Origin of the sequence: Streptomyces sp. 2P-4 (assembly GCF_030167965.1) — a bacterium.
GTDB classification, from domain to species: Bacteria; Actinomycetota; Actinomycetes; order Streptomycetales; family Streptomycetaceae; genus Streptomyces; species Streptomyces globosus_A.
On the sequence record NZ_CP095011.1, the window covers coordinates 5988667 to 6012288 of the forward strand.

Sequence of the window (23622 nt, forward strand, 5' to 3'; positions counted from 1 at the left end):
CGCTTCCAGTGTGGGGCAGAGCCCGGTCGGCAGCCCCTCAGGCGGACAGCCGGCGCCACTTCTCGTGCACGGCGACGCGGGTGATCCGCCAGCCGTCCCGGTCGGAGCGGGCCAGCGCGAAGGAATAGCGCCCGGCGGTCACCAAATGGGGCGCGGGGTCCCCGGCGGCCGCGGACCCCGCCGCGTCCATCCGCATGGGATTGACAAAGTCGGCCCGCACCTGCGCGCGGACGGCCGGCCAGCCGCTCCCCTCGCCCTCCAGCCGGACCAGCCGGTTGACCACGAGGTGCTGGCGCACCGGGAAGCGCCGCAACGCCTCCGCGAGCCAGTCGGCCACCTCGCCGGCCGGGCCCTCGATCCCGCCCGCCGAGGTGTAGTCCGCACGCCCGCCGGGAGCGAACAGCGCCCGGTAGGCCTTCCAGTCGCCGTCGTCCACGGCCACCGCGTACCCCGTGACCACCTCGTCGATCGCCATCCGGTCCATCACGGCGGCGAGATCCCCGCGCTGCGTCATCGGGTCAGTGTGGAGGCCCGGCGCCGCCCGGCCAAGAGGCGTGCGCGCACCGGGCCGACGCCCGCGCGGTCAGTGGCCGGAATGCACCTCGCGCTGCCGGACCACCACCAGGAACGCATCGCTGGCCAGGTCCATCACCACCTCCGCCGGCACGCCCTCGCGTATCCGCTGCGCGGCGTACTCCTCGGCGGGCCAGCTCCCCCGCGGACTCCCCGCGGGAAAACGCTCCAACACCACTCGGCCCATGGGACACCCCCTGTTGCTCGCCAGGCCGTTCTCCGGTCTCCACACACAAGACGAGGAGGCCCCCGGGTACGTTCCCGGAAGCCTCCCCAGTTCACTCGAACAGGTGATCGTCGAGGTGTGTCAGCCCGCCGACTCGGCGGCGTGCGGGCTGAGGACGCCCAGGCCGATCAGGACGAACAGGGCGATGCCGAGCAGGATCCGGTAGATCACGAACGGCATGAAGCTCTTGGTGGTGATGAACTTCATGAACCACGCGATCACCGCGTAGCCCACGAGGAAGGCCACGACCGTGGCGAAGATCGTCTGTCCCCAGGCGACGTGCCCCTCGCCCAGGGCCGTCAGCTCCATGCCGCCCGAGGCCAGCACGGCCGGGATCGCGAGGAGGAAGGAGTAGCGGGCCGCCGCCTCGCGCGTGTACCCCATCAGCAGGCCGCCGGAGATCGTCGCGCCGGACCGGGAGACGCCCGGCACCAGGGCCATCGCCTGGCACACACCGAAGATCAGGCCGTCCCGGACCCCGAGCTCCCGCAGCGTCTTGCGCTCGCGGACCGCCCGGTGCCGGCCGCCTTCCTCGTCACGGGCCGCGAGCCGGTCGGCGATGCCCAGGACGACACCCATGACGATCAGGGTCGTCGCCGTCAGCCGCAGGTCGCGGAACGGGCCCTCGATCTGGTCCTTCAGGGTCAGCCCCAGCACGCCGATCGGAATCGAGCCGACGATGACGAGCCAGCCCATCACGGCGTCGTGGTCCGAGCGGAGCGACTTCGTGTAGAGCGACCGGAACCACGTGGAGACGATCTTCACGATGTCCTTGCGGAAGTAGATCAGCACCGCGGCCTCGGTGCCGATCTGTGTGATCGCCGTGAACGCCGCCCCCGGGTCCTCCCAGCCGGCGAACGCGGCGGTCAGCCGGAGGTGGGCGCTGGAGGAGATCGGCAGGAACTCCGTCAACCCTTGGACGAGACCGAGGATTAGGGATTCGAACCAGGTCATGTGGGCGTCGCTCGTCCTTGTTCTCGTCGTGCTCGTCGGACAGTTCGGATCAGATGCTAGGCCCCGCGGACGCCCGCTCCGACCACGGGGGCCGGTGCCGGGACGCGCTCCTCGGCGACCCGCACGGCCGGGGCCGCCAGGCGCCGCCTCCCCCGCCACCCGACGACCGCCGCAGCCGCCACCGAGACGGCGATGAACGCGAACGAGAACAGGAACGCGGGGGAGTCGGGGCTGTCCGCGCTTGCCCCCGCGACCACGTACGCGGCCGTGTTCGGGACCACGCCGAGCGCGGTCCCGGACAGGAACGGCAGCCAGCCGCAGCGCGACATCGCCGCGCAGTAGTTGGCGGCCGCGAACGGCAGACCCGGGAAGATCCGCACCGCGAGCACCGACCGGAACCCGTGGCGGGCCAACTGGTCGTCGGCCGCCAGCAGCCAGCGGCCGCGCATCAGCGGGCGCAGCGCGTCCCGCCCCAGCGCCCGCCCCATGCCGAAGGAGATCCCGGCGCCGATCACCGAGCCGGCCACGGCCGCGGGCAGCCCGAAGGGGATGCCGAAGAGCGCGCCGGCGGCGAGGTTCAGCAGCGGCCGCGGCACCAGCGCCGCCGTGCCGAGCCCGTACGCGACCGCGAACAGCACGGCAGCGGCGCCCACGGGGAGGCCCGGCGGCCAGCCCTGCGACAGCAGGCGCTGCGGCTCGTAGACCAGCACGCCGACCCCAGCCGTGGTGAGCAGCACCACGAGGAGGGACAGCCGGGCCCACGGCGCGAGGAGGAGGGACATCCGGGGAGACTAACCGACGTGTGCGGCGCCCCGCCGTAATCCGGGTCTCATACGGACGAACACCCGGTGGCCGCGAGATGGCCGGCGAGCGGCCCGCCCGTACGCGCGCCACCCCGCCCAACAGGCCTCGCAGTCGGGGAAATTCGTTCGACGGGGGCGTCCGCCGTCCGGCAGGATCGCGGCATGTCCCGGCCCGCCTTCCCCGCAGAGCCGTCCGCAGTCGCGGACGCGCCGAAGGCTGCCCTCCCGCCCCTCGGCGCACAGACCGCCGTCGACGGCGCACGAAGCTGACCCTTCCCGGACAGTCCGGCGGACCCCGCAGGGGGAGGGTCGGCCCGCCCAGGGGTCCCGTCCCGGCCGCGGCCGGCGGCGCGCAGAGCGAACGACACGGGAAGAGACACCATGGCCAAGACGGCCTTCGTACGCACCAAGCCGCACCTCAACATCGGCACCATGGGCCACGTCGACCACGGAAAGACCACCCTCACCGCCGCCATCACCAAGGTCCTCGCCCGGCGCGGCGGAGCCTCCTTCGTGCCCCTCGACCGCATCGACCGCGCCCCCGAGGAGGCCCGGCGCGGCATCACCATCAACCTCGCCCACGTCGAGTACGAGACGGACACCCGGCACTACGCGCACGTCGACATGCCCGGCCACGCCGACTACGTCAAGAACATGGTCACCGGCGCCGCCCAGCTCGACGGAGCCATCCTCGTCGTCTCCGCCCCCGACGGCGTCATGCCGCAGACCGCCGAGCACGTCCTGCTCGCCCGACAGGTCGGCGTCGACCACATCGTCGTCGCCCTGAACAAGGCGGACGGCGCCGACCCGGAACTCGCCGACCTCGCCGAGCTCGAAGTGCGCGAGCTGCTCACCGCCCACGGCTACGGCGGGGACACGGCACCCGTCGTACGGGTCTCCGGGCTGCGCGCGCTGGAGGGCGACCCGAAGTGGACCGGGGCCGTCGAGGCGCTGCTCGACGCGGTCGACACCTACGTCCCCGTGCCCGTGCGGTACACGGACGTGCCCTTCCTGCTGCCCGTCGAGAACGTGCTCACCATCACCGGCCGAGGCACGGTCGTCACCGGCGCCGTCGAGCGCGGGCGGATCCGCGCCGGCGACCGGGTCGCCGTCCTCGGCGGCGACGGCGGGCCCGTCGAGACCGTCGTCACCGGCCTGGAGACCTTCCGCAGGCCGATGGAGTCCGCCGAGGCCGGGGACAGCGCGGCCCTGCTGCTGCGCGGTGTGCCGCGCGACGGGGTGCGCCGCGGCCACGTGGTGGCCGCGCCCGGGAGCGTGGAGCCGCGGCGGCGCTTCACCGCGCAGGTGCACGTGCTGTCCGCGCGGGAGGGCAGCCGGCGGACCGCGTTGACGACGGGGTACCGGCCGCAGTTCCACATCCGCACCGCCGACGTCGTCGGCACCGTGGACCTGGGCGCGGCCGAAGCCGCCCGGCCCGGGGAGACGGTCGCGATGACCGTCGAGCTCGGGCGGGACGTGCCGCTGGAGGCGGGCCTGGGCTTCGCCGTCCGCGAGGGCGGTCGGACCGTCGGCGCGGGCACGGTCACGACCGTCCTCGACTGACCGGCCTGGGGCATGCCGCCCCCGCCGTACCGGCCTGGCGCATGCCGCCCCCCGCCGTACCGGCCGAGGGCGGCATGCGCCAGACTGCCTGACCGACGGCACGGACGCAGGCGAAGGGGGCGCAGGATGGGCGGCACGGACGGCACGGACGGCACGGACGGCACGGACCGGGGCACGGCACTGGTGCTGGGCGGCGGCGGGCTCACCGGCGTCGGCTGGGAGTGCGGGGTCCTGTACGGGCTTGCCGAGGCGGGCGTGGACCTCGCCCGCGCCGACCTCGTCGTCGGCACCTCGGCGGGCTCCCTCGTCGGCGCCCAGCTCGCCTCGGGCCGACTCACCCCGCGGGAGCTGTACGAACGCCAGCTCGCCGACCCGGCAGGCGAGACAGCGGCCCGGGTCGGCGCCGGCCTCCTCGCCCGGTACGCCGCCGCGATGCTCCGCTCCCGTGATGCGGCGGCCTACCGGCGCCGCATCGGGGCCATGGCGCTGGCCGCCGACACCGGCAGGGAGGAGGCACGCCGCCGGGTGTTCGAGGAGCGGCTCGTCTCACACGAGTGGCCCGGGCAGCGCCGACTCGTCGTGACCGCCGTCGACGCCCTGACCGGCGAGCCGGCCGTCTTCGACCGGGACGGCGGGACCGGGCTGGTCGACGCCGTCGCGGCGAGCTGCGCCGTGCCCGGCGTCTGGCCGCCCGTGACGGTGGGGGAGCGGCGCTTCGTCGACGGAGGAATCCGCTCCGCGGTCAATGCCGACCTGGCGGCCGGGTACGAGCGGGTCGTCATCCTCGCCCCGATCACCCTCGGCTCCCGGCTGGTCCCCTCACCGGCCTCGCAGGCGGAGGGGCTGCGGCGGGACGGCGCCCGCGTCCTGCTGATCACCCCGTCGGCTGCGGCCCGCCGCGCCATCGGCAGGAACGTCCTCGATCCCGCACGCCGGGCCCCCGCCGCGCGGGCCGGCCACGCGCAGGCCGCCGAACACGCGGCGGAGGCCGCCGCGGTGTGGACCGCCTGACCCCCGGCGCGGACAGACGGCCCCTGCCGGGCGTACCGGCCGCCCGGCTGCCGGACAATGGTGCGGTGAGCGACGAGCAGATCCCGGTGGTCCGGGCCGTGGGGCAGGGCACCGCCAAGCTGATGCCGGACGTCGACCGGGACCGGGCGTGGCTGCTGACCGTCGACGGCGCCCCCCAGTCGTACGTCGACCTCGACGACCCGGAGCACCTGGAGTTCGAGTACGCCCGCCGCATCGCGCACGTCCTGGACTGCGCGGCCGATCCGGGCCGCCCGCTGGACCTGGTGCACCTCGGCGGCGGCGCCCTGACGCTGCCGCGCTACGCGGCGGCCACCCGCCCCGGATCGCGGCAGTCCGTCGTCGAGTTCGACGCCGGGCTGGCCGCGCTGGTGGCGGAGCACCTGCCGCTGCCCGCCGGATCAGGCGTGACGGTGTACGTCGACGACGCGCGGGCCTGGCTGGACGCGGCGCCCGCGGACAGCGCGGACGTCCTCGTCGCCGACGTGTTCGGCGGCTCGCGCGTGCCGGCGCAGCTGACGTCCGTGGAGTACGCGCGCCGGGCGGCCCGGGTCCTGCGGCCCGGCGGGGTGTACGCAGCCAACCTGGCGGACGGGGCGCCGTTCGGCTTCCTCCGCGGCCAGCTGGCCAACTTCCGCGCCGCCTTCGACCGGGTGGCCCTCGTCGCCGAGCCGGGCGTCCTGCGCGGCCGCCGCTTCGGCAACGCCGTCCTGCTCGCCTCGGACCGGGAACTCCCCCTCGCCGCGCTGGCCCGGCGGTGCGCCGCCGACGCCTTCCCCGCACGAGTGGAGGACGGGCCCGCGCTGGAGCGGTTCGTGCGCGGCGCCCTCCCGGTCGCCGACGCGGACGCCGTCGCCTCGCCCGAGCCGCCCGACGGCGCGTTCGGCATCGGCTGAGCGCGGGCGCGAGGGCGCCGGGCCGTCCCGGCGAGGACGAGGTTGCGTGGGCGGGCGATGCCGAGCATGGCGTGGTGGACTCCGTCGCCAGTGAGGCGGCAGTCGCAGAGGATCTTCCAGGTCTTCATGCGGGCGAAGACGTGCTCGACGCGGTCGCGGGCCGGCTTGTGGGATTCGTTGTGTTCCACCTTCCAGGCCGGCAGCTCGGTCTGGATGCGTTCGCGCCGGTGCGGGATGACGAGTCCGGTTCGTGCGCCAGTACGCCGCGACCAGAAGGCCCCGGTCCTCCAGGGGAAGGCTCCACGGTCGGCCCTTGCGGACCGCCTCCGCACCCTCGCGCGGCAGTACGGTCACCAGCTTCCCGAACAGGTGCGGGCTCAGCCCGGTGAACGGGGCGATCCAGGACGGCTTCGATGACGTGATCACACCAGCCACACCGCATGGGACCATAGCGGCCATGTCAGGTCAGGTCTGGGTGTCCCTCATATCCTTGGGCGGCGTGGTACTCGGCGGCATGCTGTCTTACCTCGTCCAGCACAGGACTCAGTCGTCAGCAGAACGCGCCGAGCAGCAACGGCAGCTGAGCGCACTTTCGGAGGCCCGGCGCGCGGAACGGCTGGCGCTGCTGGAGCGGTTCATCGAGGTGGCCGCCGAGGCCGAACGCTCCGCGTTCAGCCGACCTTCCGAATGGGACGATACCCACGCCTGGTACCTCACGACCCAGGGCGTGATGAACAGGCTCTGGGTCGCAGAACGGCTCATCCGCATCCAATTCCCCCTGCCCGTACACGACGCGGCACGTGCGTACTTCCTGGACCTCAACCGAACGGTGTGGGAAGGCCTGCCGGACGGCGAGAGCGTGCGGGACTACCTGGAGGACAACCGGCTGGCGTTCCTCGACACGGCCCGAGCGGTTATGGGATAGCCCCAGTTGCCGGCCCGTCGAAGATCCTTGTATGCCCCCTTCAGGACAGTTCCTTCCGCATCAACGTGCACATCGTTTCGTGGCGGCGCATCGATCCATCGGGGGCTTGTTCGTCCCACGAGTCCGGCTGGCGGTCGTACGCGACATAGCCCAGTCGCTGGTACAGGGCACGAGCCCGGGGGTTGGCTTCCTCCACAGCCAGCTCGGCCCGCCGCAGACCGCGGTCCTTGATCCGCAGCTCTGCGGCTTCGACGAGGAACGTGCCGATCCCACACGACTGCAATGCGGGGTGGACTGCCAGCTGCCACAACGTGCCGACGCCCTCCTTGGCCTGGTAGTCGACACCGCCCTTTGCCACAGGGATGTCCGTCCCAGGGCAGACTGCCAGGTAGTCGACCTCACCAGCCCGAGCACGCGCCAACTGCTGGGCCACGCCGGCCAAGTGGTGGTCAGACCCCGCCCACCCGCACGACGCCAGGTCCGCATGCACCAGGTCACGGGCTGACAGCCTCAGTACAACATCGATCATCTTGGGTACCTCCGGCCAGTCAGCATCCACGCTGATCCCACGTGGCGCCAACCCGTTTCCGCAGCCCGCGGCAGACTGCGCCCGCACCGATCGGAAGATTCTTTGCCGGACAGACCTCAGGTGCAATCAACGGCATCGCGTCCAAGCGTGGCCCAGGCGTGCCTAGGTGTGCACCGTCTCCGGCTCCGCAGCAGCCCCAGGCGCGGGGGCGGGCAGCGCGCCGGCCTTCGGGGGCGAGGGCCGGCGCGTCATCCGGCGGACGTCGGGCACCGCGAGGACCGCGGCGGTGACCGCCACGACCAGGACGGCGCAGCCCCACAGCGCGTTCGTACGGCCGAAGGCCGCCTCGGCGGGTCCCGCCAGGGCCGTCGCCAGGGGCAGCATCGACACCGAGCCGAACCAGTCGTAGGCGGAGACCCGGGAGAACTTGTCCTCCGGGATCTCCTGGTGCATCGTCGTCATCCAGTTCACGCCGAACACCTCGATGGCCGCGCCGCTGACGAACATCACCGCGCACAGGCCCCACACGGGCAGCGGGACGGCGAGCCCGGCCGACGGCAGCGCCAGCGGGAACACGCACAGGGTGCCCACCAGCAGCAGCCGGCGCGGCTTCCACACCATCATCAGGACGGCGCCGGCGAGGGTGCCCACCCCGAACAGGGCGAGCGCCAGGCCCCAGGGGGCGGGGCCGCCCAGCTGGTCGCGGGCCACGAGCGGCCCGTACACGGCCTCGGCCGCACCGACGACCGCGACGACGACCGAGAACTGGAGCACGATGCTCCACAGCCAGGGCCGGGTACGGAACTCCGCCCAGCCCTCGCGCAGGTCGGCCAGCAGGCCGCCGCCCGGCGCCCGTTCGGCGACGCGGCCGACGTCGAGGGCGGCGCGCAGCGCGCCGGCCAGCGCGAACGCGGCCGCGTCGACGGCGAGGACCCAGCCGGGCCCCATCGCGGCGATCATCGCGCCGCCCAGCGCGGCCCCGCCGATGCCGGCGCCGTTCATCGCCATCCGGAACAGGGCGAACGCGCGGTTCGCGTGCTCGCCGGAGACGCTGGAGAGCAGCATGCCCTCGGCGGCCGGGTTGAAGAAGGCCGTGCCGGTGCCGCAGAGCGCGGTGAGCAGCATCATCTGCCACAGCTGCGGCGTCCCCGTGAGCACGAGGACGGCGAAGGCGGCCTGCGAGGTGCAGTTGAGGGCGTTGGCCGCGACCATCACCCGGTGGCGTGGCAGCCGGTCGGCGACGGCGCCGCCGACCAGGAGGAACAGCACCAGCGGCAGGGTGCGGGCCGCCGCCACCAGGCCGACGTCGCCCCCGGAGCCCCCCGCCTCCAGGACGGCGAACGCCGAGGCGATGAGCGCTCCGTGGCTGCCGAGGTTGGTGATGACGGCCGCACCCGTCAGCAGCGTGTAGTTGCGGCCGGCCCAGGCGGGCCTGCGGCGCCGCGGGGCCGGTGCGGGCGGGGCGGGATGGGTGGCGGGGGAACTCACCCTGGGACTATCCCCGTCCCGGGCCGGGATGCCAAACGGATATCCGGCCCGGGACGGACCCCGCGCACGGGCCCGGCAGGGGCCCGCGGCGGGCACCGGCCGGATCGGCGTGGATCAGGGCGGACCGGCCGGGATCAGCCCGTCGTTCCGGTGCCGTGCAGGCGCACCGAGCTGAGGACCTTGTCCATCGTCTCCTGCGGGACCTCGCCCTCGACGCCGACGGAGCTGAAGAGGATCCAGCTGGAGAAGTCGCCGTTCGCGGTCTTGAAGCTGAACGCGATGGACTTGCCGTCGCGGGAGCACTTGTTCTCCTTGGGCACGCCGAGCGCGGTCGCGGTCGCCATGTGGCCCTTGAGGCCCGAGGAGGTCGTGTACTCCTTGGGGTCGGAGACCTTCACGGTCCCCTTCGGCGCCTTCTGCGCGAACGCGGCGAACGCCCAGTTCCCGGCCTCGTTGCGGACGGCCTCCGCGGTGTCCTTGGCGCCCTGGCCGCCCTTGGTGCCGGTGCCGGCCAGCTCGGTCTTCTCCTCGCGGCCGTCCTTGTCGGAGTCGATCTTGCACCAGTCCTCCTTGAGGAAGGCCGGTGCGGAGAAGCTGATGATCGGCTTGCCGTCGTTCTTCACGTCGTCGGTGAAGCTGGCGATGACGCCGGGGTTCGCGACGTTCCACTCCGGCGGCACGTCGAAGGCGGTGCCGTACTTGGGGTTGACCACGACCTTCCAGCCCGGGATCACCGGCTGGGCGTCGCCGCCGCCGCGCGGGTTCGCACCCGTCGGTGCCGGCTCGCTCGAGGCCGGGGCGGAGGCCGAGGAGGAGGCTGCGGGCTTGCCGTCGGCCTCGTTGCTCTTCCCGTCGTCCCGGGTGAGGACGAACGCCCCCGTCGCGGCCGCCGCGACGACCACCGCGGACGCGGCGACGATCGCGACCGTCTTGGTGGAGAGGCCGCCGCCTCCGCCGCTCGGGGGCCCCGGAACGGCCTGCTGGGGCTGAGTCCACGGCTGTGCCGGCTGCCCGGGCTGGCCCGGCGCCTGGTATCCCGCCTGCGGGTATCCGTATCCGGGCTGCTGCTGATACGGGTTCGGCTGCTGTCCCGGCGGCTGCTGGTACGGGTTCTGTTGCGCGTCCTGAGGGTTGGGCTGTCCCCCGGGCGGCTGCTGCTGTCCTGGCCACATGGCCGACAACGATAGTGGGAGGCGCCGTCACCGGGAACGGCCGCCCCCGGCAAGAGGTCTGGTCAAGCAGGTCTACTCGTGGGTAACATCGCCGCCCATGAGCGCAGACCAGATGAACGTGGGCGAACTGCTCGCCGCGACCGTGCCCATGGCCAAGACCCTGAACCTCCAGTTCCTGGAGACCACCCCGGAGCGCGCGGTCGTCCGGCTGCCGGACCAGCCCGACTACCACAACCACGTGGGCGGCCCGCACGCCGGCGCCATGTTCACCCTGGCCGAGTCCGCCAGCGGCGCCATCGTGCTCGCCGCGTTCGGCGACCAGCTCTCGCGCGCCGTGCCCCTCGCGGTGAAGGCCGAGATCGCCTACAGGAAGCTCGCCAAGGGCGTCGTCACCGCCACCGCCACGCTGGGCCGCCCCGCCGCCGACGTCGTCGCCGAGCTCGACGCCGGAGGCCGCCCCGAGTTCCCTGTCACCATCGCCATCCAGCGCGAGGACGAGGCCGTGACCGGGGAGATGACCGTCGTGTGGACCCTGCGCCCCAACGCATGACCACACCTCCCAGGGGGAATGAGTGGGGCCGCGCCTGCCGGGCGCGGCCCCACTCGCGTTTGCCGGGTCCCGGCCGGGCCCGGCCGCCGGAGCCCGCCCGGGCCCCGGCCGAGGCGCCGCGGACACCGACGACAGGAGAGCCCCCATGGCAGGCAGAGCCAGGATCGACATCAGCCTCGACGCGGAACTCGTGGTGGAGGTGATGGTCCTCGCCGGGGTCGCCTCACCTCAGGACGCGGTCGAGGCCGTCGTACGCGACTACATCGCCCGCGGGCACCGCACCGAGGCGCGCGTGCAGGCGCAGGACGAGCCGCGGCGCACCCCCGACCCCCTGGTGCAGCCGCCGCAGGGCTGAAACTCCGCCCCGCCCCTGCGCGTCCCGCCCGGCCCGCCGCCCCTGCGGCGCCACAGTGGCCCCGGGAGCGGTCCGGCGCGGGCCGCTCCCGCCGACCGGAGCCGCAGGGAGCACCATGAGCGAGGCCGTGTCATGAGCGGGGCCCTCTCCCGGCGTTCGGCGGTGCGGCTGCTCGGCGCCCTCGGTGCGGCAGGCGCGGCGCTCGGCGCGGGCGGCTGCGGAGCCCCGCTGCCTCCCGGCGCCACCGCCCGTACGGGCACCCGTACCGCCCCCGCCCCGGCGGCGGGCGCAGGCGCCGCCGCCGGGGCCGGGCGGCCGGGCAGCGCCGCCCGGGTCGAGGCGCTGCTGGAGCGGCTCACGCTGGAGGAGAAGACCGCCCTCCTGCACGGCGCCCCCGACCCCGCCGCGCGCGGCCCGGCCGGCCACCTGCCGGGCGTGCCGCGCCTGGGCATTCCGCCGCTGCGGTTCGCCGAGGGACCCGCCGGAGTGCGGGCGGCCGGGCCGGCCACCGCCCTGCCCGCGCCCGTCGTGCTGGCCTCCGCCTTCGATCCGGCACTGGCACGCGAGTACGGCCGCATCCTCGGCCGCGAGGGCCGCGCCCTCGGCCAGGACGTGCTGCTCGCTCCCGCGGCCGGCCTCATCCGCACCCTCCTCGGCGGCCGCAACTCCGAGGCCTTCTCCGAAGACCCGCGGCTGACGGCCGACCTGGTCGCCGAAGTGGTCCGCGGCATCCAGGACGAGGGCGTCGTCGCCGCCGTCCGGCACTTCGCGCTCTCCTCCCGGGAGCAGGGCCGGCACACCGCCGACGCCGTCGCCGGGGAGCGGACGCTGCACGAGAGCGCGCTGCGCGGCTTCGAGGCGGCCGCGGCCGCCGGGGCCGGCGCCGTCGTGGCCGCCCCGCACAAGGTCAACGGCATCCGCGCCTGCGAGAACAGGACCCTCCTGGAGGACGTGCTGCGCGATCGCTGGGGCTTCGGCGGCTGGGTGCTCTCCCACCGGGACACCTCCCACGGCACCGTCGCGTCCATCGGCGCCGGCCTCGACATGGAGATGCCGGGCGGCACCCGCTTCGGAGCCCCGCTCGTGGAGGCCGTCCGCGCCGGCACCGTCGCCGAGGCCTCCGTCGACCAGGCGGTGCGCCGCATCCTGACCGTGATGGACCGGTTCGGCCGCCTCGACGGCCGATCCGCCGCCCGGCCCGCCCGCGACGCGGCCGCCGGGGCGCGGCTCGCCCGCCGCGTCGCCACCGCAGGCGCCGTGCTGCTCCGCAACGAACGCGGCACCCTGCCGCTGTCCGGAGCCGCTGCCCGCTCCCTCGCCGTCATCGGCCCCACCGCCCGGATGCCGTCCGCCGGTGCGGCAGGCGGCACCCCCGCGGCCGCCTCCCCGCTCTCCGCCCTCGCCCGGCGCGCCGGGAACGGCGCCTCGGTGGTCCACGCCGCCGGCGAGGACATCCACGGCCGACCGCTCCCCGCGGACCTGCTGACCCCGCCCGCAGCCCTCGACGACCGGTGGGTCGCCGCGGGGCGCACCTGGAGCCACGAAGGCCGCTTCACGCTCACCGCAGACGACGACTGGACCCTCCTCGTCCACTACTCGGGCGAGCGGCCGACCGTCCGCCTCGACGGCGAGGAGCTCTTCCCCCTGCGGCAGGGCGCCGCCGAGCAGGATGCGGGCGGGCTGCCGGCCGCCGCACCCGACGGGCTCGCCCTCCGCCGCCGCACCGTCTCCCTGCGGGCGGGCGAGCACCGGCTGTCCGTCACCGCCCGGGGCGGCCCCCGCGGGCAGCGTTTCCGGCTGCGCCGCACCACGGGCGCGACGAGGGCCGCGGACGTGGCCGAGGCCGTACGGGTCGCGAAGTCCGCCCGCAGCGTCGTCGTGTTCGCCCACGAGGAGACCGCCGACGGCGCGGACCGGGCCTCGCTGGGCCTGCCCGGCGGACAGGCCGCCCTGATCGAGGCCGTCGCCGCGGCGAACCCGCGCACCGCCGTCGTGCTCAACACGCCCTCGGCCACGGCCATGCCGTGGCTGGCCCGCACCGGCGCGGTCCTCCAGATGTACCACCCCGGCCAGGAGGGCGCGGAGGCCGCCGCGTCCGTCCTCTTCGGCGACACCGACCCGGGCGGGCGGCTCACCCAGACCTTCCCGGCCGACGGGCGCCGCACCCCGGCGGCCGGGTCCCCGCAGGGCCCGGGGCCGGGCGGGCGCGAGGAGTACACCGAGGGCGTCCACACCGGCCACCGCTGGTACGACGCGCAGCGGGTGGCGCCGCTGTTCCCCTTCGGGCACGGGCTGTCGTACACCTCCTGGGAGTACGCGGACCTCGCGGTCCGGCCCGAGGGCGGCGGGCTGCGCGTGGAGTTCACCGTCCGCAACACCGGCCGCCGCAAAGGCACCGAAGTGGCCCAGGTGTACGTCGGCCCCTCGCCCCGGCTCGCGCTCGAACAGCCCCTGCGGGCCCTGGCCGGCTACCGGCGCCTCACGCTGGGGCCGGGGCAGTCCGAGCGGGTCGCCGTCGGCGTGGACGTGCGGGCCCTGTCCTGCTGGGATCCGGAGAAGCACGGCTGGGTCCTGGGCACGGGCCGGCGGGAGGTCTTCGCGGGCCGCTCCTCGCGCGACCTGCCGCTGCGGGCGGGGGCGGTCGTCCGGAGCGGATAGGCTGCCCGTTCGGCGCGTCACCGGGGACGCGCCGGTACGCAATCAGGAGGACGCACCGGTGCACATCCAGGAATGGCTGGAGCAGATTCCGGCGGTGGCCATCTATCTCCTGGTCGGAGTGGTCATCGGCCTGGAAAGCCTCGGCATCCCGCTGCCGGGGGAGATCATCCTCGTCAGCTCGGCGCTGCTCGCCTCGCAGCACGGGGAGATCGACCCGCTGGTGCTGGGCGTCTGCGCCACGACCGGGGCGATCGTCGGCGACTCGATCGGCTACGCGATCGGCCGGCGCGGGGGCAAGCCGCTGCTGGAACGGCTCGGGAAGCGGTTCCCGAAGCACTTCGGGCCGGCGCAGGTCGCCCTGGCGGAGCGCTCCTTCCAGAAGTGGGGCATGTGGGCCGTCTTCTTCGGCCGCTTCGTGGCCCTGCTGCGGATCTTCGCCGGGCCGCTGGCCGGCGTGCTGCACATGCCGTACTGGAAGTTCCTGATCGCCAACGTCTTCGGCGGCATCCTGTGGGCGGGCGGCACCACGGCCGTCATCTACTACGTCGGCATCGTGGCCGAGGCCTGGCTGAAGCGGTTCTCCTGGCTGGGCCTCGTGCTCGCGGTGCTGGTCGGCCTCACCTCGATGATCGTCATCAGGCGGCGCGCAGCGAAGGCGGCCGCCCAGGCTCCGGCGCCGGAGGCGCCCGAGGAGCCCGCGCGGGCCGAGCCTGCCGCCGCCCGCGGCTGACGCCGGCCGCGGGCGGAGCCGGCGGGCCGGGCGGGCCCGCCGGGTTCCGGCGCGGATCAGGCGTGCGGGACGACCGAGGCGCGGTGCTGTTCCGCGAGCTCGCGGTACATCGCGGCGTTGAGCCGGATGCCCTCGCGCTCCTCGCCGGTCAGCTCCCGCCGCACCTTCGCGGGGACGCCCGCGACGAGCGAGCCCGGCGGGACCACCATGCCCTGCGGCACCAGCGCCTGCGCGGCGACCAGCGAGCCGGCGCCGATGACCGCGCCGTTCAGGACGGTCGCGCCCATGCCGATCAGGCAGTCGTCCTCGACGGTGCAGCCGTGCACGACCGCGTTGTGGCCGATCGAGACGCGCTCGCCGACGGTCACCGGGAAGCCGGGGTCCACGTGCAGCGTGCAGTTGTCCTGCACGTTGCTGTCGGCGCCGAGGACGATCGGGCCGCAGTCGGCGCGCAGCACCGCCGAGTACCAGACGCTCGCGCCCGGCCCCAGCGCGACGTCGCCGACCACGACCGAGGTCGGCGCCGTGAAGGCGCCGGGGGCGATCTGCGGGCTCCTGCCCCCGACGCCCGCGACGAGTGCCCCGGCCGGGGTGTGGTCCGCGTGTTCCGCCATGTTCTCTTCCTCAGTCCTGGGAGGTGCGGCCGCCCGCGGGCGGCGCGCCCGGTGGATCCTGCGTGTCGCGCCAGGGGCACCGTAGGCCATGGCCGCCTTCCGGCCTGCGATGGGGTGAAGATCACGGCGCGGCCGGGGCACCGGGCACGCTACGGTGACCCGGTGCCGAAGAACCAGAACACGTTCTCATCGCTGACCGCCCTGCGCCGCCGCCTCGCCGGCCGCGCGGCGCACGCCGCCTGGCGCTGGATGCAGCAGGCCGGCGCCGTCACCGCGCAGACCCCGGGACGGCTCCGCTTCGGGGCGATCGGGCACGGCACGCGGCTCGCGTTCCCCCAGGGCACCGTCTTCGGCGAACCGTGGATCCGGCTGGGGGGCCACTGCATCGTCGCCGAACAGGTGACGCTCACCGCCGGGATGCTGCCCGGCCTCGACCTGGGCGCGGAGCCCGTCCTCGTCATCGGCGACGGCGTGGTGCTCGGCCGGGACACTCACGTCATAGCCGACAGCCGCATCACCATCGGGAACGACACGTTCTGCGGGCCCGGGGTGTACATCACCTCAACGAACCACAGCTACGACGACCCGAACGAGCCGGTCGGCCGGCAGTGGCCGCGCAGCGCGCCCGTCGAGATCGGCCCCGGCTGCTGGCTCGGCACCGGCGCGGTGGTGCTGCCCGGGGCGAAGCTGGGCCGGAACGTCGTCGTCGCCGCGGGGTCGGTCGTCCGGGGCGAGGTGCCCGACCACGCGGTGGTCGCGGGCGCCCCCGCCCGTATCGTCCGCCGGTGGACCGAGGAGGCCGGCTGGCAGCCGCCACTGCGCACCCCGGCCCCGGTGCCGATCCCCGACGGCGTCACCCCGGACCAGCTGCGGGCGCTCGCGGAGCTGGCCGAGGCCGAGCAGCGCACCGCCGAGGCGGCCGCCGCCGAGCCGGCCGCGGGGTAGCCGGCACCTATCCGGCGGCCAGGAGGACCGTTCCTGCGAGGGCGAGCCCGGCGCCGGCCGCCTGGACCGCGCGCAGCCGCTCCCGGAGCACGGCGTACGCGGCGAGCGCCGTGACCACCGGGTACAGCGAGGACAGCACGGCGGCGACGGTGACCGGGCCGTTCTGGGCGGCGACGGAGTAGGTGCCGTTCGCGGCGACGTCGGCGAGCCCGACGAAGGCGAGCGCGGGCAGCAGCCGCCACAGCGTCCGCAGGCCGGTGCCGTCCGGGAGCGCGGGCGAGCCGCGCCGCACCTGCACCCACAGGGCGGCGCCGCCGGCGGCCACGTTGACGACGCGCTGCACGAACAGGGCCAGGAACAGTCCGGTGACGTTCGACGAGGCGTGTGAGATCAGGGCCATCACGGCGCCGAACCCGAAGGCGGCGACCAGGGTCAGCACCACCGCCCGGCGCTGCACCGGCGCACCGCGCAGTTCGGGGCCGCCCGCGAGCACGATGCCGACGACGGCGATGGCGATCCCGGCGAACTGGCCCGCCCCCGGCTCCTCGCCCAGCGCCAGTCCGACGCCCACCGGGACGACCACGCCGAGCGAGCCGAGGGGCGAGACCACGCCCATCGGGCCGAGCGCGAGCGCCTTGTAGAAGCTGAGCATCGCGACGGGCCCGACCAGTCCGGCGGCGACCGCGAACCACAGCTGCGGGCCGGCCTCCCGCCAGGCGCCGGTGCCCAGGACGACCGCGCCGAGGGCGAGCACCGCGAGGACCTGCGACGCGACGACCACCGTCAGTGCAGGCAGCCGTCGGGTGAGCAGCCCGCCTCCGAAGTCGGCGAGTCCCCACAGCACGGCTGTGGCCAGGGCGAAGAGGGAGGTCATGGGGAGGGGCCTCGCAGTACAGTGCGGTGAACGGTGGAGTGCAGCGTCGGATACGCCGCACGATAGTTCATCCTGTTGGACTGCGGCATCCAGGATATTGGACGGAACGTGTCGGACTTCGAACAGCTCACCCAGGCCCTCGCCCGCAACCTCCGGTACTGGCGCGGCGAGCGCGGCTTCACCCTGGAGGCGCTGGCCGCCCGCGCGGGGGTGAGCCGCGGCATGATCATCCAGATCGAGCAGGCCCGTACGAACCCCAGCGTCGGCACCACGGTCAAGCTCGCCGACGCCCTCGGGGTCAGCATCACCACGCTGCTGGACCGGGACCGGACCCCGCAGGTGCACGTGGTGCTCCCGGGGCAGGGCGTACGCATGTGGTCCACCGAGGCGGGCAGCCGCGCCAGCATGCTCCTCGGCGACGACCGGCGCGGCCCGGTCGAGATGTGGAGCTACCGCCTGGAGCCCGGCGAGGCCGCCGACTCCGACCCGCACCCGGCCGGAACCTTCGAGATGCTCCACGTCACCGCCGGGGAGCTGACCCTCGTCGTCGCCGACGAGCGGTACGCGGTGCCCGCGGGCGGCGCCGTCTCCTTCGAGGCGAACGCCCCCCACGCCTACCGCAACGAGGGCGGCGCACCGATGGAGATGACCCTCGCCGTCTCCATCCCGCCCGTCGCCGGGCCCTGACGGACAGGACTCAGGGGCGCAGCGCGGGGATCTCGATGGCGGGGCAGCGGTCCATGACCATCTCCAGCCCGGCCGCACGGGTCCGGGCGAACGCGGCCTCGTCCACCACCCCCAGCTGGAACCAGACCGCGTCCGCGCCCGCGGCGACGGCCTCGTCGGCGACCTTCCCCGCCAGGGAGCTGTTGACGAACACGTCGACCACGTCCACCTTGAACGGGATCTCCGCCAGCGAGGCGTACCCCTGCTCGCCGTGCACGGTCTCGGCCTTCGGGTGCACGGGCACCACCCGCTTGCCGAACCGGCTGAGCACCCGCGCGACCCCGTAGGCGGCCCGGTCGGTGTTGTTGGACAGGCCCACCACGGCCCAGGTGTCGCCGAGCTCGGTGAGGATCCTGCGGATGACTGCCGGGTCTCCGTACACGGGTGCGCCTCCTGCTGCGATGCTGCCGCTCACGGCCGCCGACCGGCCGCACCCGCTCAACGGCCGGGAGGCCCGCCCGATTCCCCGCCGCACCGGCGCGAGGGCGGGGGCCCGGGCCGCCGGGGGCCACGGACTAGGGTGGAGCGGTGAAGTCAGACCAGTACGCGACGGTGGCCCGGGAGGGCGCGCACGAGACCGAGATCAACCGCTCGCGCTTCCTCTGCTCGCTCGCGCCCGCCGCGACCGAGCAGGAGGCGCAGGACTTCGTCGCCCGCATCCGCCGCGAGCACCCCACCGCCACGCACAACTGCTACGCGTACGTCATCGGCGCCGACGCCGCCGTCCAGAAGGCCAGCGACGACGGCGAGCCCGGCGGCACCGCCGGCGTCCCCATGCTCCAGATGCTGATGCGCCGCGACATCCGGTACGCGGTCGCCGTCGTCACCCGCTACTACGGCGGCGTCAAGCTCGGCGCGGGCGGGCTCATCCGGGCCTACGGAGGCGCTGTCGGGGAGGCCCTCGACGCGCTCGGCACCGTCACCCGCCGCCGCTACCGGCTGGCCACCGTCACCGTCGGCCACGAGCGCGCGGGCAGGACGCAGAACGACCTGCGCTCCACCGGGCGGACCGTCGTCGGGCTGCGCTACGGCGCCGCCGTCGAGATCGAGGTCGCCCTGCCCGAGGCGGACCTGCCCGCCTTCGAGGCCTGGCTCGCCGACAGCACCGCCGGCACGGCCGTGCTCACCCTCGGCGGGGAGACGTACGCCGCCTGACACCGGACCCCGCGGAGCCCGCGGGGGCGGTTCGCCCCGATTGAGACGTTCGTCTCACCGTGCTGCCCGACCGCCCCCGAACGGCGGTGCGGGCCGCGGGCGAGGCGTTAGCGTAGGGGTCCGTCGGACGGGTTCCCGACGGGTTCATCGGCAGCAGGCGACGCAGGGGGACGGACGGGCATGCGGTGCGCAACGGCCGGCGGAGCCGCCGAGTGAGGCTCCTGCACACCTCGGACTGGCACCTCGGCCGGTCCTTCCACCGCGTCAACATGCTCGGTGCGCAAAGCCGCTTCATCGACCACCTCGTCGACACCGTCCGAGAGCACCGCGTCGACGCCGTCCTCGTCGCCGGCGATGTCTACGACCGGGCCGTGCCCCCGCTGCCTGCCGTCGAGCTGTTCGACCGCGCCCTGCACCGGCTCGCCGGCCTCGGCGTGCCCACCGTCATGATCTCCGGCAACCACGACTCCGCCCGCCGCCTCGGCGTCGGCGCCGGACTCATCGGCCGGGCCGGAATCCACCTCAGGACCGACCCCGAGGGCTGCGCCGACCCCGTCCTCCTGGCCGACGAGCACGGCGACGTCGCCGTCTACGGGCTGCCCTACCTGGAGCCGGCCCTCGTCAAGGACACCGTCGGCGCCGCGAAGGCGGGCCACGAGGCCGTCCTCGACGCGGCCATGGACCGCGTCCGCGCCGACCTCGCCGGGCGGCCCGCCGGCACCCGCTCCGTCGTCCTCGCGCACGCCTTCGTCACCGGCGGGCAGGCCAGCGACAGCGAACGCGACATCGCCGTCGGCGGCGTCGAGGCCGTCCCGGCCTCCGTCTTCGACGGGGTCGACTACGCGGCCCTCGGCCACCTGCACGGCTGCCAGACCATCAGCGACCGGGTCCGCTACTCCGGTTCCCCCCTCGCCTACTCCTTCTCCGAGGCCGCCCACCGCAAGAGCACCTGGCTCGTCGACCTCGGCCCCGGGGGCGAGATCACCGCCGAGCGCATCGACACCCCCGTGCCCCGGTCCCTGGCCCGGCTCCGAGGACGGCTCGACGACCTCCTGGACGACCCCGCGCACACCGTGCACGAGCACTCCTGGGTCGAGGCCGTCCTCACCGACCCCGTCCGCCCCGACGACCCCATGGCCCGACTCGCCGCCCGCTTCCCGCACACCCTCAGCCTCGCCTTCGACCCCGAGGGCCGCGAGGACGACAGCGGCGCCACCTACGCCCAGCGCCTGCGCGGCCGCACCGACCAGGAGATCGCCGAGGACTTCGTCGCCCACGTCCGCGGCGGCGCCCCCGACGACGCGGAGCGCGCCGTCCTGCACGACGCCTTCGAGGACGTCCGGGCAGCGGCCGCCGACGGTCAGGAGGCCCGCCGGTGAGGCTGCACCAGCTCCGGATCACCGCCTTCGGGCCGTTCGCCGTACCCCAGGACGTCGACTTCGACGCCCTGTCCGGCGCGGGCATCTTCCTGCTGCACGGACCGACCGGAGCCGGCAAGACCTCCATTCTGGACGCCGTCTGCTACGCCCTCTACGGGGCCGTGCCCGGCGCCCGCCAGGCCCCCGGCACCACCCTGCGCAGCGACCACGCCGAACCCGGCACCCCCACCGAGGTCACCCTGGAGTTCACCGCCGGCGGCCGCCGCCTGGAGATCACCCGGCGCCCCGAGCAGGACCGGCCGAAGAAGCGCGGCACCGGCACCACCCGGGACAAGGCGCAGAGCCTGCTGCGCGAGTACGACGGCCGGCAGTGGACCGGGCTGAGCAGGTCCCACCAGGAGATCGGCGAGGAGGTCGAGCAGCTCCTCGGCATGAGCCGCGAGCAGTTCTGCCAGGTCGTCCTCCTCCCGCAGGGCGAGTTCGCCAGGTTCCTGCGCGCCGACGAGAACGCGCGCGGCCGCCTCCTCGGCCGGCTCTTCGACACCCGCCGCTTCGCCGCCGTCGAAACCCTGCTCGCCGAGCGCCGCCGCGCCGCCGAGGCCCAGGTCCGCGCCGGCGACGAGAAGGTCCTCGGCACCGCCCAGCGGATCGCCCAGGCCGCCGGCGACTGCGCCGACCTGCGCGCCCGGCCGCTGCCCGCGCTGCACCCCGGCGACCCGGGCCTCGCCGAGGCCGTCCGCGCCTGGGCCGCCGTCGCCCGCTGCTCCGCCCGCGAGCGCCTCGCCGTCGCCGAATACGCCTTGGCCGCGGTGGAGGGCCGGCACGCCGCCGCCCGCCGGGCCGCCGAGGACGCCCGCGAACTCGACCGGCTCCAGCGCCGGCACGCCGAGACGGCCCGCCGCGCCGCCCTGCTGGAACAGGCCGCACCCGAACGGCAGCGCGTCCGCGACCTCCTCGACCGGGCCGACCGCGCCGCCCGGGTCGCCCCCGCGCTCGACCTGCGCGAGGCCGCCGCCGCGGCCTGCCGGGCTGCCGCCGCAGCCGAGGCCGCCGCCCGCGCCGAACTCCCCGCCTCCCTCGCCGGGGCAGGCGCCGAACAGCTCGCCGCCGTCGAGCAGCGGCTCCGCGAGGACCTCGGGGCACTGGGCGCCGCCCGCCGCGCCGAGCAGCGCTGCGCTGAGACCGCCCGCGAACGGGCCGTCCTGGAGCGCGAGGCCCGCGCCGCCGAGGAGCAGCTGCGCGAATCCGCCGAGTGGCTCGACCGCTGGGAGGAGACCCGTACTGCCCTGGCCGCCCGCGTCGACGCCGCACAGCAGGCCGCCACCCTCGCCGAGCAGCTCGCCGGCCGGCTGGAGCCCGCCCGGCTGCACCTGAACGCCGCCCGGCGCCGCGACGCCCTCGACGAGGAGGCCCGGCGCACCGAAGCCGGCCTCCTCACGGCGCGCGAGGAGGCCGCCGCCGCCCGCGAACGCTGGCTGGAGCTCAAGGAGGCCCGGCTGCGCGGCATCGCCGCCGAACTCGCCGGCGCGCTCGTCGCGGGCGAGCCCTGCACCGTCTGCGGTTCGGCCGAGCACCCCGCACCCGCCCGCCCTGCCCCCGGGCACGTGGACCGGGCCGCCGAGGACGCCGCCCACACCCGCCACGAGCAGGCCGAGGAGCACCGCGCCGCCTTGGAACGGGAGCGCGCCGCCGTCCTGCAGGCCCGCGCGGAGGCAGCGGCCGCCGCCGGGGACGCCACCACCGCCGAACTCCTCGCCCTCACCCGGGACCTCGGCTCCCGGCACGCCGCCGCCCAGGCCGCCGCCGCGGGACTCCACACGGCCCGCGAGCAGCTGGACCGCGCCGACCGCGAGAACACCGCGCGCGCCGCCGACCGGCTCGAAGCGGAACGCCGCGCCGCGGCCCGGGCCTCCCGGCGCGAGGCCCTCGACCGCGAACACGCCGCCCTCGAAGCCGAACTGGCCCTCGTACGGGGCGACGCCCCCACCGTCGCGGCCCGCGCCGGGCTCCTGGAGGACCGGGTCCGCATGGTCACCTCGGCCGCGGCGGCGCTGCGCCGGTCCGAGGCGGCCGCCGCCCGGCTGAAGGAGGCCGACGGCCAGGCCGCCGACGCCGCCTTCAAGGCCGGCTTCGACACCGTCGCCGAGGCGGCCGCCGCCGTCCTCCCGGACCACGAGCGCACCGCCCTCCGGCACCGGCTCGACGCCTGGCAGGCCGAGGAGGCCACGCTCGCCGACCGGTGCGCCGAAAGCGACACCGCCGCCGCGGCCGCCCTCCCGCCGGCCGACCCCGCCGGAGCCGAGGCGGAGGCAGAGCGGGCCGCAGCCCGGCTGCGCACCGCCGCGTCCGCCTACGACGCCGCCCGCGTGCGGTGCGCCGAACTGGACCGGCTCTCCCGCCAGGCCGACCTCGAACTGCGCGCCCTCGGCCCGCTGCGGGAGGCGTACGAGCGGGTGGCCCGGCTCGCCGGGCTGACCGCGGGCACCTCCGCGGACAACGAGCGGAGGATGCGGCTGGAGGCGTACGTCCTGGCCGCACGCCTGGAGCAGGTCGCGGCCGCCGCGTCGGTGCGGCTGCTGCGCATGTCGGGCGGCCGCTACACCCTCGTCCACTCCGACGCGAAGGCGAGCGGACGCGGCCGCTCCGGCCTGGGCCTCCACGTCGTGGACGCCTGGACCGGCCGCGAACGCGACACCGCCACCCTGTCGGGCGGCGAGACCTTCTTCGCCTCCCTCGCCCTCGCCCTCGGACTGGCCGACGTCGTCACCGACGAGGCGGGCGGCGTACGCCTGGACACCCTCTTCATCGACGAGGGCTTCGGCAGCCTCGACGACCAGGCCCTCGACGAGGTCCTCGACGTCCTGGACTCGCTGCGCGAACGCGACCGCAGCGTCGGCATCGTCAGCCACGTCGCCGACCTGCGCACCCGTGTCCAGGCGCAGCTGGAGGTCGTCAAACAGCGCGGCGGCTCGGTGGTCCGCCACCACACCGCGGGCCTCACGGACTGAGCGGGCGGCGCGGCAGCGGCGAGGAGTAGACGACGCTGGTCGTGACCGAGCCGAGCCCGGAGATCCGGCCCGCCACCTCCTCCAGGTGTCCCATGGAGCGGGCGGTCACCTTCAGGACAAAGCAGTCGTCGCCCGTGACATGGTGCGCCTCCAGGATCTCGGGGGTGGCCTCCAGCAGGTCGTGGAACGGCTTGTAGTTGCCGTGCGGGTAGCGCAGCCGGACCAGCGCGAGGATGGACTTCCCCAGCTTCTCCGGGTCCACCACGGCCGTGTACCCGGTGATCACCCCGGCCTCCTCCAGGCGGCGCACCCGCTCGGTGACGGCGCTCGCGGACATGGACACCGCCCGGGCGAGCTCGGCGTAACTGGCGCGCCCGTCCTCCTGGAGGGCCGCGAGGATGCGCCAGTCCGTGGCGTCGGGGGAATACTCGGTCATGAGGCAGATGTAGCAGGGGAATCCACGGCGGAAC

General features: G+C 75.2%; 24 protein-coding genes and 1 pseudogene. 13 read left to right on the plus strand and 12 right to left on the minus strand.

Annotated elements, in window-relative coordinates:
- Positions 1-37 precede the first annotated feature (37 nt).
- From MUK52_RS26620 to MUK52_RS26635, 4 genes are all read right to left on the minus strand, one after another.
- The gene (locus MUK52_RS26620) at positions 38-514 is read right to left on the minus strand and encodes a nuclear transport factor 2 family protein (RefSeq protein ID WP_284580711.1); all 477 of its coding nucleotides are present in this window, start codon (positions 512-514) and stop codon (positions 38-40) included.
- Positions 515-583: 69 nt separating this feature from the next.
- Complete coding sequence (locus MUK52_RS26625; RefSeq protein ID WP_114056597.1) at positions 584-760, minus strand: DUF8839 family protein; 177 nt, start codon at positions 758-760, stop codon at positions 584-586.
- 120 nt (positions 761-880) lie between these two features.
- Complete coding sequence (locus MUK52_RS26630; RefSeq protein ID WP_114056596.1) at positions 881-1753, minus strand: undecaprenyl-diphosphate phosphatase; 873 nt, start codon at positions 1751-1753, stop codon at positions 881-883.
- Positions 1754-1809: 56 nt separating this feature from the next.
- Entirely contained in the window at positions 1810-2535 is a 726-nt protein-coding gene (locus tag MUK52_RS26635; RefSeq protein WP_114056595.1) for a TVP38/TMEM64 family protein, read from the minus strand.
- 402 nt (positions 2536-2937) lie between these two features.
- On the opposite strand from MUK52_RS26635, the gene tuf reads away from it, so the two are divergent.
- From tuf to MUK52_RS26650, 3 genes are all read left to right on the plus strand, one after another.
- Entirely contained in the window at positions 2938-4119 is a 1182-nt protein-coding gene (gene tuf / locus MUK52_RS26640; RefSeq protein WP_284580714.1) for an elongation factor Tu, read from the plus strand.
- Positions 4120-4245: 126 nt separating this feature from the next.
- Entirely contained in the window at positions 4246-5130 is an 885-nt protein-coding gene (locus tag MUK52_RS26645; RefSeq protein ID WP_284580716.1) for a patatin-like phospholipase family protein, read from the plus strand.
- Between the two features lie 122 nt (positions 5131-5252).
- A complete protein-coding gene (locus MUK52_RS26650; RefSeq protein ID WP_114058797.1) occupies positions 5253-6044 on the plus strand; it encodes a spermidine synthase in 792 nt (263 codons plus the stop codon).
- A 26-nt stretch (positions 6045-6070) separates the two neighbouring features.
- On the opposite strand, the pseudogene MUK52_RS26655 reads toward MUK52_RS26650, so the two are convergent.
- Positions 6071-6479, minus strand: a pseudogene (locus MUK52_RS26655) (IS5/IS1182 family transposase); the annotation flags it as partial.
- A gap of 22 nt (positions 6480-6501) precedes the next feature.
- Between MUK52_RS26655 and MUK52_RS26660 the strand changes: the two are divergent.
- A complete protein-coding gene (locus tag MUK52_RS26660; RefSeq protein WP_284580719.1) occupies positions 6502-6969 on the plus strand; it encodes a hypothetical protein in 468 nt (155 codons plus the stop codon).
- A gap of 40 nt (positions 6970-7009) precedes the next feature.
- Here the strand turns inward: MUK52_RS26660 and MUK52_RS26665 are convergent, their stop codons facing one another.
- From MUK52_RS26665 to MUK52_RS26675, 3 genes are all read right to left on the minus strand, one after another.
- Positions 7010-7498: a GNAT family N-acetyltransferase gene (locus MUK52_RS26665; protein WP_284580721.1), complete on the minus strand. Its 489-nt coding sequence runs from the start codon at positions 7496-7498 to the stop codon at positions 7010-7012.
- Positions 7499-7660: 162 nt separating this feature from the next.
- Positions 7661-8986 carry an MFS transporter gene (locus tag MUK52_RS26670; protein WP_284580724.1) on the minus strand — a complete coding sequence of 442 codons (1326 nt, stop codon included), beginning with the start codon at positions 8984-8986 and terminating at the stop codon, positions 7661-7663.
- Between the two features lie 134 nt (positions 8987-9120).
- Positions 9121-10158, minus strand: a complete 1038-nt coding sequence (locus MUK52_RS26675; protein WP_114056590.1) for a DUF8017 domain-containing protein — start codon at positions 10156-10158, stop codon at positions 9121-9123.
- A gap of 97 nt (positions 10159-10255) precedes the next feature.
- Here MUK52_RS26675 and MUK52_RS26680 point away from each other — a divergent pair, with 97 nt between their 5' ends.
- The 4 genes from MUK52_RS26680 (at position 10256) to MUK52_RS26695 (ending at position 14451) form a co-directional block, all read left to right on the plus strand.
- Positions 10256-10708: a DUF4442 domain-containing protein gene (locus MUK52_RS26680; protein WP_174250426.1), complete on the plus strand. Its 453-nt coding sequence runs from the start codon at positions 10256-10258 to the stop codon at positions 10706-10708.
- A 145-nt stretch (positions 10709-10853) separates the two neighbouring features.
- Positions 10854-11063 (plus strand): type II toxin-antitoxin system VapB family antitoxin, encoded by a 210-nt coding sequence (locus tag MUK52_RS26685; protein ID WP_114056588.1) that lies wholly within the window; start codon positions 10854-10856, stop codon positions 11061-11063.
- Positions 11064-11195: 132 nt separating this feature from the next.
- On the plus strand, positions 11196-13721 hold the full coding sequence (locus MUK52_RS26690) for a beta-glucosidase (protein WP_284580730.1): 2526 nt from the start codon (positions 11196-11198) through the stop codon (positions 13719-13721).
- 58 nt (positions 13722-13779) lie between these two features.
- Entirely contained in the window at positions 13780-14451 is a 672-nt protein-coding gene (locus tag MUK52_RS26695; protein WP_114056586.1) for a DedA family protein, read from the plus strand.
- Positions 14452-14507: 56 nt separating this feature from the next.
- On the opposite strand, the gene MUK52_RS26700 is transcribed toward MUK52_RS26695, so the two are convergent.
- The gene (locus MUK52_RS26700) at positions 14508-15065 is read right to left on the minus strand and encodes a gamma carbonic anhydrase family protein (RefSeq protein ID WP_284580735.1); all 558 of its coding nucleotides are present in this window, start codon (positions 15063-15065) and stop codon (positions 14508-14510) included.
- 162 nt (positions 15066-15227) lie between these two features.
- Here MUK52_RS26700 and MUK52_RS26705 point away from each other — a divergent pair, with 162 nt between their 5' ends.
- Entirely contained in the window at positions 15228-16010 is a 783-nt protein-coding gene (locus MUK52_RS26705) for an acyltransferase (RefSeq protein ID WP_114058795.1), read from the plus strand.
- 7 nt (positions 16011-16017) lie between these two features.
- Here MUK52_RS26705 and MUK52_RS26710 read toward each other — a convergent pair whose 3' ends face one another.
- On the minus strand, positions 16018-16884 hold the full coding sequence (locus MUK52_RS26710) for a DMT family transporter (protein WP_114056584.1): 867 nt from the start codon (positions 16882-16884) through the stop codon (positions 16018-16020).
- Positions 16885-16992: 108 nt separating this feature from the next.
- On the opposite strand from MUK52_RS26710, the gene MUK52_RS26715 reads away from it, so the two are divergent.
- Complete coding sequence (locus MUK52_RS26715) at positions 16993-17571, plus strand: helix-turn-helix domain-containing protein (protein WP_114056583.1); 579 nt, start codon at positions 16993-16995, stop codon at positions 17569-17571.
- Between the two features lie 10 nt (positions 17572-17581).
- Here MUK52_RS26715 and MUK52_RS26720 read toward each other — a convergent pair whose 3' ends face one another.
- Positions 17582-17992 carry a CoA-binding protein gene (locus MUK52_RS26720; RefSeq protein ID WP_114056582.1) on the minus strand — a complete coding sequence of 137 codons (411 nt, stop codon included), beginning with the start codon at positions 17990-17992 and terminating at the stop codon, positions 17582-17584.
- 146 nt (positions 17993-18138) lie between these two features.
- Here MUK52_RS26720 and MUK52_RS26725 point away from each other — a divergent pair, with 146 nt between their 5' ends.
- The 3 genes from MUK52_RS26725 (at position 18139) to MUK52_RS26735 (ending at position 23152) form a co-directional block, all read left to right on the plus strand.
- The gene (locus tag MUK52_RS26725) at positions 18139-18765 is read left to right on the plus strand and encodes a YigZ family protein (RefSeq protein ID WP_284580742.1); all 627 of its coding nucleotides are present in this window, start codon (positions 18139-18141) and stop codon (positions 18763-18765) included.
- Between the two features lie 212 nt (positions 18766-18977).
- Positions 18978-20144, plus strand: coding sequence for an exonuclease SbcCD subunit D (locus MUK52_RS26730; protein WP_284580744.1), 1167 nt, complete (start codon positions 18978-18980; stop codon positions 20142-20144).
- Positions 20141-23152 carry an AAA family ATPase gene (locus MUK52_RS26735; protein ID WP_284580747.1) on the plus strand — a complete coding sequence of 1004 codons (3012 nt, stop codon included), beginning with the start codon at positions 20141-20143 and terminating at the stop codon, positions 23150-23152. Before MUK52_RS26730 ends, MUK52_RS26735 begins: the two co-directional genes overlap by 4 nt.
- On the opposite strand, the gene MUK52_RS26740 is transcribed toward MUK52_RS26735, so the two are convergent.
- Positions 23142-23588, minus strand: a complete 447-nt coding sequence (locus MUK52_RS26740) for an Lrp/AsnC family transcriptional regulator (protein ID WP_114056578.1) — start codon at positions 23586-23588, stop codon at positions 23142-23144. The two genes, MUK52_RS26735 and MUK52_RS26740, sit on opposite strands and share 11 nt — an antisense overlap.
- Positions 23589-23622 lie beyond the last annotated feature (34 nt).